Here is a 7,661-nt window from a genome sequence, read left to right as displayed (position 1 = left end):
GAGGACGGCGGTTGGCGAAAGTCGCGGCGCTAGCCGCACCACCATAATGATCGGAAGGAAATGACATGTTCACTCACAAGATTATCGCGAGCCCTGTGGGAGGACTGGTACTCGTGGCGAACAACGGCACCCTTGCCGGGCTGTATCACGAGTTCCATGACCCGGAACCTTCACCGGTGATCCTGGGAAGCCCTTTCGGACCGGACCCCGGGGCGTTGCAGACCGAACCCGGTCAGCCGGATCCCACGGGAGTATTCACCAGGGTTGAGAGCCAGCTGACAGAGTACTTCGCCGGAGAACCTGTGGAGCTTGAAGCACCCGAAATTGGCGTCGGAACGCTGTTTCAACGGGACGTGTGGCGGGTGGTCGCCGACATACCGTACGGACACACCCGAACCTATAAGGACATTGCGGGGGAGCTTGGCAATGAGGCGATGGGCCGCGCTATCGGTGCAGCGATTCGCGCCAACCCGTATTCGATCGTTGTTCCCGGACATCGCGTAGTCAGTTCAGGCGGCCGCATAACCGGATACTCGGCTGGAGTAGCGGTGAAGCGGGCACTACTCGATCTTGAAGCAGCAGTGCTCAAGGCATCCGATCGAAGGGCGGTGCGGGCACTCAGCGGTGAGCCTGTTTGAAACACGACCGGTGCTACTGCACAGTGGAGGGGCGCAGTACAGCGGCGGCGCTGCGCTATAGGAAAGGCGGTTCATATGGTGTCACAGATCGAAGGCAGCGCCGGGCACCTCACGGAATTCGTGCAAGCCGCCGGGCACTTCGAACGATATCTGGCTGATGAACGAAACCGGTCCATCCACACTCTTCGCGCCTATCGGGCCGACATAAACCATCTGTTTGTCTTTGCCCAACAGGATGGTTACGCAAGCCTGAATGAAATCGACCTCAGTTGCCTCAGGGCATGGCTGGGCTCCTTGGACCGGGCAGGGCTGCAGCGGTCAACCATTGCCAGACGTGCTGCCACAGTCCGCAGCTTCATGGCGTGGGCTGTCCGGGAGGAGTTGATTGCGTCCAATCCCGCCCTGCGGCTGCGTGCCCCTAAGCGGCAGTCAACTTTGCCGGATGTGCTCTCCACCACCCAACTCAATCCGCTGTTTGATGCCGTCCAGGTGGCATCCGTCGGCGGAAATCCATCAGCCCTGCGGGACCGGGCGCTGTTGGAACTGCTGTACGGAACGGGCGTGCGGGTAGGGGAGCTGGTCGGGTTGGACATAGACCATCTCGATATGGATCGCAGGACACTCCGGGTGCTTGGCAAAGGAAACAAGGAAAGAACCGTTCCCTACGGGGTACCAACAGCCACCGCCGTCGATGACTGGCTGCGGCGCGGGCGCCCCCAGTGGGCTAAACCAGCCTCGGGACGTGCGCTGTTCACCGGTCCGCGTGGTGGTCGGCTGGATTCACGGCAGGCACGGGCGGTTATCCAACGGCTCCTTTCTCAGACGGACAGCAACGCCAATGGCCCGCATTCCCTGCGCCACAGCGCGGCAACCCATCTACTGGATGGAGGAGCTGACCTCAGAGCGGTTCAGGAACTGCTGGGACACCGAAGCCTGGCGACCACCCAGATCTACACCCACGTGTCAGTCGACAGGCTCCGACGCAGCTACGAACAGGCTCACCCCCGCGCATAAGTGCCAGCACCGTAGTTACAGTGGCGCAATTTGACTCGATACGGCAGAATGAACCTTAGTGCCGAAGGCACGGGGCTCAAGATACACCGAAGCACCAGAGAAAACGTACAGTACATCTCGGTTGAAGGTCGTTGGGGAAGACGTACCTACAGCTATGGAGGATGGAATGTCTGTTTTGATGGCGCGCGGTGTTTTGTATGTACACTCAGCCCCTTCTGCGTTGTGCCCTCACATCGAGTGGGCGGTCGGATCCGTTATCGACCAACGCACCGATCTGTCGTGGTCGCCTCAGCCCGCCTCACCCGGCATGCTCCGGGCTGAGCTGTCCTGGGTTGGACCTCAGGGAACAGGGGCTAAGCTTGCCTCGGCGCTACGCGGGTGGGCGCACCTCCGCTACGAGGTTACCGAAGAGCAGAGTCCCGGCGCCGATGGAGGACGCTGGTCCCACACCCCGGAGCTTGGAATCTTCCACGCCACCACGGACGTGCACGGCAATGTCATGATCTCCGAAGACCGCATCCGTTACGCATATGAAACGGGAGCAGGGGATCCGGCAGCGGTCTATCACGAACTGTCGCTTGCGTTGGGGGAGTCCTGGGATGAGGAGCTGGAACCATTCCGTCATGCCGGCGAAGGCGCCCCGGTACGGTGGCTCCATCAGGTCGGGTAATCGCTAAGTCATAACAGACTCACGTTAGTAGAGAACCTGTCAGACGTTCTTCACCACAATGACGGCGTTATGGCCACCGAAGCCAAACGAATTGCTGAGCGCGACAACGTCGCCCTGGGGAAGATCCCGTGCAGCTGTCACAATATCCAGTGGGATCTCAGGATCCTGGTTTTCCAGGTTGATTGTTACTGGCGCTTTACGCTCATATACCGACAGCACGGTCATTACGGCTTCCACAGCGCCGGAAGCACCCAAGAGGTGACCGGTCTGCGACTTGGTTGCTGAAACAGCCACGCTGTCCAGATGGGAACCCAACGCTGTTTTCAAGGCAACGTACTCAGGCTTATCACCAACCGGAGTGGACGTTGCGTGAGCGTTGACGTGGACAACATCGGATGGCTGAACCCTGGCATCGAACATCGCCGCCTTCAGCGCACGCGTTGCACCCAGACCGCCGGGATCCGGAGCAGTGATGTGATAGGCGTCGGCAGTGACCGAAGTCCCGGCGAGCTCACCGTAGATCCTGGCACCGCGCGCCAGTGCGTGCTCTTCCGCTTCGATGAGCAAGGCGCCGGCGCCCTCGCCCATGACGAATCCATCGCGGTCAACATCGTAGGGCCGGGACGCGTGTTCCGGATCGTCATTGCGCCGGGACAGCGCCTGCATTGATGCGAACGCAGCAATCGGCATAGGATGAATTGCCGCTTCCGCTCCGCCGCACATGACCACATCCGCTTTACCGGAGCGAATTAGCTCAAGTCCCTGATGGAGAGCTTCCGTGCCCGAGGCGCACGCGGACACAGGAGTGTGGGCTCCTGCCCGGGCGCCCAGGTCGAGGCTGACGGCAGCTGCGGGCCCATTGGGCATCAGCATGGGTACGGTCATTGGCAACACGCGGCGCGGGCCCTTCGCCCGGAGGGTGTCCCAGGCGTCAAGCAGCGTCCACACACCACCGATTCCGGTGGCAAAGGCAACGGCGAACCGATCGTGGTCAAGTTCTTCCAGGCCGGAATCCCGCCATGCTTCCCTGGCCGCGATAACGGCGAACTGGGTAGAAGGGTCCATCCGTTTCGCTTCAACCCGGGTCAGCACCTCGCTGGCCGGGGTGGTAACCTGAGCGGCAAACGTGACCGGCAGCTCGTATTCCTTCACCCAGTCGGCTTCGAGGGTCCGGGCACCGGAGACGCCTTTGAGGGCGTTCTTCCACATGGTGGGAACATCTCCGCCGATCGGCGTTGTGGCGCCCAGGCCTGTGATGACTACTTTGCGTGTCATGGTTCACTCTCTGAAAACATGATTGTGTGCCCTCTGGGGGAACTGACGAATGGCTGCCGCAGCGGCGGCCGTCCGAAGACGGCCACCGGAGCGCTGCCAGAGGCTACGCCTGTGCGTTGGCGATGAAGCCGACAGCGTCTCCAACGGTCTTGAGGTTTTTGACCTCTTCGTCCGGAATCCGCACGCCGAACTTCTCCTCGGCGTTAACCACAATGGTCATCATCGAGATCGAGTCAATGTCCAGATCATCGGTAAAAGACTTGTCCATCTCCACGGATTCGGGTGCGAGGCCCGTCTCTTCGTTGACGATTTCGGCCAGTCCGGCCAAGATTTCTTCGTTGCTAGCCATGGTGGCTCCTTATCTGTGGTACCGGCTGTTGTTCCGGCGTTGTTGGTCCAACCGCGGGCTGCGGCCGGGCATAAAATCAGGGGAGAACTACTACCTGGGCACCGAAGACTAATCCGGCTCCAAATCCAATCTGCAGTGCAAGACCACCCTTCAGGGAGGGATTTTCCTGCAGCAGCCGGTGCATGGCCAGGGGGATCGAGGCAGCCGAGGTATTGCCGGCGTCGACAATATCTCGTGCTACGGCAACATGGCCGGGCAGGCTGAGCTGCTTTACCATTTCATCGATGATGCGGATATTTGCCTGGTGCGGGACGAACGCCACCAGGTCATCGGCGGAGATTCCGGCGGCATCCAGAGCCTGTTGGGCAACCTTGGCCATTTCCCAGACTGCCCAACGGAACACGGTGGGTCCGTCCTGCCGCATGGTGGGCCACAGGGAAGACTCAGATTCCGCGGTGGCGGGAGCGGTGCCGGCAAGCGAAAGATCCCTGATCTCCAGCAGTGAATGGGTCATCCGGATCGCTTCGTGCTTGCTGCCGTCAGATCCCCACACGGAAGGTCCAATACCCGGTGAATCGGACGGGCCCACGACGACGGCGCCGGCTCCGTCTCCGAGCAGGAAGGAGATGGTGCGGTCCGCGTTGTCGATGAAGTCGGAAAGCTTCTCCACCCCGACCACCAGCACGTACTCCGCCGTGCCGGCATGGACCATTGCATCAGCCTGGGCGATGCCGTAGCAGTAGCCGGCACAGGCAGCGGAGATGTCATAGGCGGGTGCTGGAGTGGCACCCAGGCGGTCTGCGAGCTGAGCGGCGGCCGACGGTGTCGCGTAGGGGTGAGTCACCGTTGAGACGAGGACGGCGCCGAGTTGTGATGCCTCGATGTTCGCATCGCGGAGCGCGGCGATTGCCGCGGCCTCGGCCATGTCGATCACGCTGGTGTCCCTATTGGCACGGTGTCGTGTGGCAATTCCAGTCCGCTGACGGATCCATTCGTCCGAGGAGTCGATCCATTGGCATACGTCGTCGTTGGTCACGATGACATCTGGCCGGAAAATCCCCAGTCCATGGATGCGGGTATGTTCGCGCAGTGGGGACTGCTTGAGGGTGGGAGAGCTCACTCGTTTCCTTCTACGATGGGGGCCGCGACCGGACCTGTAGTGCGCGAGTGCTCTTCGATGAAGGCTCGCGCTGCGGAAAGGTCTTCTGGCGATTTTACGGCCAGAGTGGCAATACCGCGCATTCCGCGCTTTGCGAGACCTGCGAGAGTGCCCGCCGGCGGGAGTTCGATCATGCCGGTGACACCCATATCCTGCAGCTTGGCCATGCACAGGTCCCAGCGGACCGGTCGCGATACCTGTGCTATCAGGCTGTCGAGGTTCGACTCACCGCTGGTGACGGGTTCGCCGTCGTAATTAGACAACAGCGTGGCCACCGGGTCGGTTGGGTTCAGGGACGGCCGCAGCGCTTCCAGGGCGCTGACGGCGGAGGCCATATGGTGTGTATGGAACGCCCCGGCCACTTTGAGTGGGATGACACGGGATTTCGACGGCGGGTCGCCGGCGAGGGCGGCAAGCTGATCCAGCGTTCCTGCCGCAACCACTTGCCCGCCGCCGTTGGCGTTGGCAGCTGTCAGTCCATGGTGCGCAAGTTTCGCAGCCACCTCGTCGGGGTCGCCGCCGAGTACTGCGCTCATGCCCGTTGGCGTCACTAATGCTGCGGCAGCCATGGAGTTGGCGCGGGCCCTGACAAGGGCAACAGCATCCCGCTCACACAGCGCGCCCGCTATCGCCGAGGCCGTGAGTTCGCCCACCGAATGTCCCGCCAGCACCGTTGACGCGGAGAGCTGAGTGTCCGCCAGCACTGCCTTGGCGGCAACCAGGCCGGCAGCCACAATCAGCGGTTGGGCAACGGCCGTGTCCTTGATGGTTTCCTCATTGGATTCCGTGCCGTGCATCACGAGGTTAAGGCCTGCGCCGTCGCTCAGCACAGTGAGGTGATCCCTCACGCCTGGCAGTTCAAGCCAGGGACTCAGAAATCCGGGAGACTGGGAGCCCTGTCCGGGGCAGACGATTGCAAGCACGTATCAAGCTTTCCAAACTGGGTGGGCGATTCGGGGTGGCCGGGGGCACGAAGCTGCCGGAGCCACTTTGTAGGAAGTCTACAACGGTGCGGACAATTACGCGCGCGGACCAGGACGCTCGGGCGTGCCCGCGGGGGGCTGGGACAGCCTTCCCATGACCAGAGCCGTCTGCAGCACAAACGCCTCGCGGGGTAGTAACGGATCCCAGCCCGTGACGTCGCACACACGCCGCAGCCGGTACCTGACGGTGTTGGCGTGGACAAACAATTCGCGTGAGGTTGCTTCAAGCGAATGCCCCAGCGTCACGTACGCGGAAAGTGTCTCCTCCAGCCCGTTCGATGCATTGACCAAGGGGCGGTAAATGTTTCTAATCAGTGCTTTTCTAGCGGTGTCGTCCCCGGACATGACGCGCTCGGGCCACAGATCGTCGGCGGCAACCGGGCGTGGCGCCGAAGGCCACGCCCGGGCCGCGGTCAAACCGGCAAAGGCGGCCTGCGCCGAACTGCTGGCGGCCACCAGCGATGCCGATTCAGGTCCGTACACCACCGGCCCGGGCCCAAAGAGGTCGCTGAGTTTGCGGTGGACGTTGTCACGGTTTTCGACTCCGCCAAGGACGAGGATGAGCCGGTCGCCTTGGATACCCACAAGCGTGTCCTCGGCGAGTCTGCCGGTGATCCGGCGCAGTTCGTTGAGGAACATGGCGTTCGGCTCGGCGGGCGAACTGCCCACCATCACGGTGATCCGCGCCTGCGACTTCCAGCCAACCGCAGCGATGCGCGAGCGGAGCGCATCCGAACTTTCCCCGCGCAGGATGGCGTCCACCACAAGAGCTTCCAGCCTGGTGTCCCAGGAACCCCTCGTTTCGGCGGCCCGCGCATAGACGTCGGCGGCGGCGAAGGCCACCTCCCGCGAGTAGCGGAGCACGGCTTCCCTGAGCGGTCCCTGGTCCGCGTCGGCTGCGAGATCCGGCACCTGGTCCTCAACCACCTGGACCACCACGCGGATCAGCTGAAGTGCTTTCTGCAGACTGATCGAGCGGGTCAGTTCGGTGGGCGCCGTTCCGAACACATCGCTGAGCACCCATGCCGGCGAGACCGGCTTCTGGTACCAGTTGACAAAGGAGGCGATGCCCTTCTGCGCCACCAGTCCCAGGGCCGACCGTTCATCAGGCCGAAGACTCCGATACCACGGAAGCGAAGCATCGAGCTGCTGGAGGGTGGCTGTGGAGAGCGCGCCGATTTTGGTTCGGAGCCGGTCCACGGTGGCCGCATCGGGCAGATTGCTGCGCGGTGTTTTTGGCGTGACCATTAGTCGAGCATACGTTCCGTGGAGCGCATCCCCCATTTTGTGTGAAGGCTACAAACCCCCTTGTGCATCGACTCTCCCCAAAGTGACTTTCTCAGGGTCGTTTTCGGGCTGGGAACGTCACTTTGGGGAGAGTCGATGCGTGTGGGGTTAGCTGTCGCCGCCGGTGGTTCCGGTGGTTCCGGCGTTCACATCGTGCAGCGAGTACTTCTCGATGGCCTGGCGGGGCGCATCGGCGTCGACTTCGCCTCTGCGGGCGAGCATTTCCAGGGCACGTGCGACGACGGAGTGTGAGTCGATCTTGAAGAACCGCCTGGCTGCCGCGCGG

8 protein-coding genes are annotated in these 7,661 nt (G+C 62.3%); 3 read left to right on the top strand and 5 right to left on the bottom strand.

The features are described from left to right. The first annotated feature begins 65 nt into the window (after positions 1–65). From Y708_RS25945 to Y708_RS0117190, 3 genes are all read left to right on the top strand, one after another. Entirely contained in the window at positions 66–638 is a 573-nt protein-coding gene (locus tag Y708_RS25945; protein ID WP_051479110.1) for a methylated-DNA--[protein]-cysteine S-methyltransferase, read from the top strand. Between the two features lie 75 nt (positions 639–713). Further along, complete coding sequence (locus Y708_RS0117195; protein WP_051479109.1) at positions 714–1,652, top strand: tyrosine recombinase XerC; 939 nt, start codon at positions 714–716, stop codon at positions 1,650–1,652. Between the two features lie 166 nt (positions 1,653–1,818). Continuing rightward, positions 1,819–2,322 (top strand): DUF3145 domain-containing protein, encoded by a 504-nt coding sequence (locus tag Y708_RS0117190; RefSeq protein WP_028280880.1) that lies wholly within the window; start codon positions 1,819–1,821, stop codon positions 2,320–2,322. Between the two features lie 39 nt (positions 2,323–2,361). Here Y708_RS0117190 and fabF read toward each other — a convergent pair whose 3' ends face one another. From fabF to Y708_RS0117165, 5 genes are all read right to left on the bottom strand, one after another. Then, positions 2,362–3,597 carry a beta-ketoacyl-ACP synthase II gene (gene fabF, locus Y708_RS0117185; protein ID WP_028280879.1) on the bottom strand — a complete coding sequence of 412 codons (1,236 nt, stop codon included), beginning with the start codon at positions 3,595–3,597 and terminating at the stop codon, positions 2,362–2,364. 103 nt (positions 3,598–3,700) lie between these two features. Further along, positions 3,701–3,946 (bottom strand): acyl carrier protein, encoded by a 246-nt coding sequence (locus Y708_RS0117180; protein WP_028280878.1) that lies wholly within the window; start codon positions 3,944–3,946, stop codon positions 3,701–3,703. Positions 3,947–4,022: 76 nt separating this feature from the next. Beyond that, on the bottom strand, positions 4,023–5,066 hold the full coding sequence (locus tag Y708_RS0117175) for a beta-ketoacyl-ACP synthase III (RefSeq protein ID WP_028280877.1): 1,044 nt from the start codon (positions 5,064–5,066) through the stop codon (positions 4,023–4,025). Beyond that, positions 5,063–6,028, bottom strand: coding sequence for an ACP S-malonyltransferase (locus Y708_RS0117170; protein WP_028280876.1), 966 nt, complete (start codon positions 6,026–6,028; stop codon positions 5,063–5,065). Before Y708_RS0117170 ends, Y708_RS0117175 begins: the two co-directional genes overlap by 4 nt. Positions 6,029–6,124: 96 nt before the next feature. Further along, positions 6,125–7,336, bottom strand: a complete 1,212-nt coding sequence (locus Y708_RS0117165; protein ID WP_028280875.1) for a PucR family transcriptional regulator — start codon at positions 7,334–7,336, stop codon at positions 6,125–6,127. Between the last annotated feature and the right edge of the window lie 325 nt (positions 7,337–7,661).

The organism is Arthrobacter sp. H5 (assembly GCF_000520595.1).
Lineage (GTDB): Bacteria > Actinomycetota > Actinomycetes > Actinomycetales > Micrococcaceae > Arthrobacter_D.
This window is presented reverse-complemented; position numbering and strand designations above follow the sequence as displayed.